Here is a 3,498-nt window from a genome sequence, read left to right on the forward strand (position 1 = left end):
GGCGCTTCGCGCAGCGACTGCAGGCGCCGGCCACCATTCTGGTCGGCGATTTCGGCGGCGGCACCAGCGATTTCTCGGTCCTGCGCTTCGACCCGGCGGCGGGACGCGCCGTTCCGCTGGGCCATGCCGGGGTGGGGATCGCGGGCGACCAGTTCGATTACCGGATCATCGACCGGGTGGTATCACCCGAACTGGGGCGCGACGGCACCTATCGCATCATGGGCGGCGCGGCGCTGCCGGTGCCGATCGAATGGTATGCCAGCCTGGCGCGCTGGCACCGCCTGTCGCTGATGCGCACGCCGCAGACCCTGCGCGCGATCGCCGAGGTGGCGCGCACGGCCTCTGACCCCGCGAAACTGAACGCGCTGGCGATGCTGGTCGCCGACCAGCAGGGGCAGGCGCTGTATCGCGCGGTCGGCGCGGCGAAGAGCGCATTGTCGGCCGCCGACAGCACGGTCCTGCGCTTCAGCTACAAGGACATCCGGATCGAACGCGCGATCGCGCGGGCCGAGTTCGAATCCTGGATCGCGCCGGACCTGGCGCAGTTCGATGCCGCCATCGGCGAAGCCCTGGCCAACGCGGGACTGACCGAGGACGGAATCGACCGGGTGTTCCTGACCGGCGGCACGTCCTTCGTCCCGGCGGTGCGCGCCCTGTTCGTCGACCGGTTCGGCGCGGCCCGGGTCGATCGGGGCGGCGAATTCGTCTCGGTGGCCGAAGGGCTGGCGCTGATGGGCCGATAGGGCCGGGGGGCATGCCGAAGCAGATCGTCACATCCAGCGCGTCGCGCGCGCCTGTCGATCTATGACAGCATCAGCTACAACCATTCGGTCCATGCCGACACCATCACCTGCGGCGGCACCGTCTATCCGTTGGCCGGCAAATATGTCGTGAACGGCACGACCGGTCTCTGATGGCCGGGGCGCCACGGGTGATGCCGGGTCGCCGGCATCGATTGCAGGAGGGCGGACCTTGCGTGAGAGGGCATATTTTCCGGCATATCGGGCAACGGATTGATGCCGGCGCCGGACGCGAGACCGTCGCCGCGCATCCTGTTCGGCCATCCGCCGGGACTGGTGCTGCTGTTCCTGGTCGAGATGTGGGAGCGGTTTTCCTTCTACGGCATGCGCGCGATGCTGATCGTCTACATGACGGCGGTGGTGCTGCCGGATGCGCCGACGCATGTCGCGGGATATCAGGCGGTCTGCGCCCTGCTGCATCTGGACCCCGCACAGGCCGGAACGGTACGGATCTCGTCCGAACTTTATGGCGTATATTCGGGATTCGTCTATCTGACGCCGCTGCTCGGCGGCCTGCTGGCGGATCGCCTGTTCGGCAAGCGGGCCACGATCATCGGCGGCGGCCTGCTGATCGTGGCGGGGCATCTGTTGCTGACCACGCCGCGCTGGTTCCTGGCGGCGCTGCTGCTGATCGTGGTCGGCACGGGCGGGGTGAAGGGCAATATCGCGGCGCAGATGGCGGATCTGTACGAACCGGACGATCCCAGGCGCGAACGCGGCTTTTCGATCTTCTATGTCGGGATCAATATCGGGGCCACCGCCGCCCCCCTGGTCTGCGCCCTGCTGGCCGAGAGGGCGGGGTGGAACGCGGCCTTCATGGCGACGTCGGCGGGCATGATCCTGGGCCTGGCGCTGTATGTCCTGGGGGCCCGGCATCTGCCGGAACGGCAGGCCGAATGGGCGGCGTCGCGCGGCCGCCGCGCCGTCTCGGGCGGCCACCCGGCCGCGTTGCTGACAGTGCTGAGCATATCGTCCGTTTTCCTGTGGATCAGCTATGAACAGCAGGCCAATGCCCTGGTCCGCTGGCTGGGCACCGGCCCGTCGGATATCGGCATGGCATGGCTGCAGGCCATACCGCCGGCCATGGTGCTGATCGGCACGCCGGTCCTGACCCTGCGCTGGTCCGCGCAGGCACGTGCCGGGCGCGAACCCGGCCCCGGCACGAAGATGCTGATCGGGGCGGCGATCATCCTGGCGATGCAGTGCCTGCTGGGCGCGCTGTCGGTCATGCTGGGCGGCCGGACGCCATCACCCTGGCTGGCCGCGCTGTATTTCGCGGGCTGGGAAGTCGGCGACCTGTATTTCAGCCCGGCGGCGATGGGATTGTTCTCGCGCCTGGCAAGGCCGGGATACGAATCGATGACGATGGCGGTATGGTATCTGACCATATTCGCCGGCAATCTGGCCAGCGGCTGGATCGGCGGCATGTGGGGCAGTGTCGGAATTTCGGCCTATTGGCTGCTGATCGCGGCCCTGACCGCCGTGGGGGTGGCCGCCATGGCGATCTGCCGGCCGCTGATCATGCGCACCCCGCATGCCGTCGTCCAGGACGCCTAGCATCCGGGCGCCTTTTTTCCTTCTTGTCGTTTCAAGATCCTTTCACGATCGGCATCGCGCCGCGGGAGCATATGGGATGTCCGTCCATATCGAGAACCATATCTGGATCCCCCTGTCGGACGGATGCCGCCTGGCCGCCCGGCTGTGGCTGCCCGAGGATGCCGGCCGCATGCCGGTACCCGCCATCTTGGAATATATTCCCTATCGCAAGAGCGACGGCACGCGCGTGCGCGACGAGCCGATGCACGGCTATTTCGCGCAACAGGGCTATGCCTGCGTGCGGGTGGACATGCGCGGCAGCGGCGAATCCGACGGGCATCTGGCGGATGAATATCTGAAGCAGGAGCAGGATGACGCGTTGGAGGTGATCGCCTGGATCGCGGAACAGGATTGGTGCACCGGCGCGGTGGGCATGATGGGCAAGTCCTGGGGCGGCTTCAACTGCCTGCAGGTGGCGGCGCGCCGGCCGCCGGCCCTGAAGGCCATCTTGACGGTCTATTCCACCGACAACCGCTATACCGACGACATCCATTACATGGGCGGCTGCCTGCTGAACGACAATCTGTGGTGGGGCAGCATCATGCTGGCCTTCCAGGCGCGGCCGCCCTACCCCGAGATCGTGGGACCGGACTGGCGCGCGCAATGGCTGGAGCGGATTGCCGCCCTGCCGTTCTTTCCCGCGCAGTGGCTGGCGCACCAGCGCTATGATTCCTACTGGAAGCACGGCTCGGTCTGCGAAAATTATGCCGATATCGCCTGCCCCGTCCTGGCGGTGGGCGGATGGGTCGACAGCTATACCAACGCGGTGCCGCGCCTGCTGGAACATCTGACGGCGCCGCGGCGCGGGATCATCGGTCCGTGGGGACATGTCTATCCGCATGACGGCGCGCCGGGGCCGGCGATCGGCTTCCTGCAGGAGGCCGTGCGGTGGTGGGACCATTGGCTGAAGGGAAAAGACACCCGCATCATGGCCGAGCCGATGCTGCGCGCCTACATCACCGATTTCTATGCGCCGGACGGGACATGCGCCGCCATTCCCGGCCGGTGGGCGGCCGAAACCGCCTGGCCGTCGGCCGAGATCGCGCCGCTGACCCTGCATCTGCGCGCAGACCATGGGCTGGGCCCGGCCGATGGCGGCGAC

General features: G+C 67.6%; 3 protein-coding genes. All 3 read left to right on the forward strand.

All coding sequences use genetic code 11. The annotated features are described in order from the left end of the window. The coding region (locus HUK84_RS12710) for an Hsp70 family protein (protein WP_176640625.1) at nucleotides 1–743 on the forward strand (743 nt) is incomplete at its 5' end. Nucleotides 744–1,016: 273 nt separating this feature from the next. Further along, entirely contained in the window at nucleotides 1,017–2,357 is a 1,341-nt protein-coding gene (locus HUK84_RS12715) for a peptide MFS transporter (protein ID WP_176640626.1), read from the forward strand. 76 nt (nucleotides 2,358–2,433) lie between these two features. Further along, nucleotides 2,434–3,498: CocE/NonD family hydrolase (locus HUK84_RS12720; protein WP_176640627.1), on the forward strand; the 1,065-nt coding region annotated here is incomplete at its 3' end.

This window comes from Nguyenibacter vanlangensis, assembly GCF_013376155.1.
In the GTDB taxonomy this organism is placed as follows: domain Bacteria; phylum Pseudomonadota; class Alphaproteobacteria; order Acetobacterales; family Acetobacteraceae; genus Gluconacetobacter; species Gluconacetobacter vanlangensis.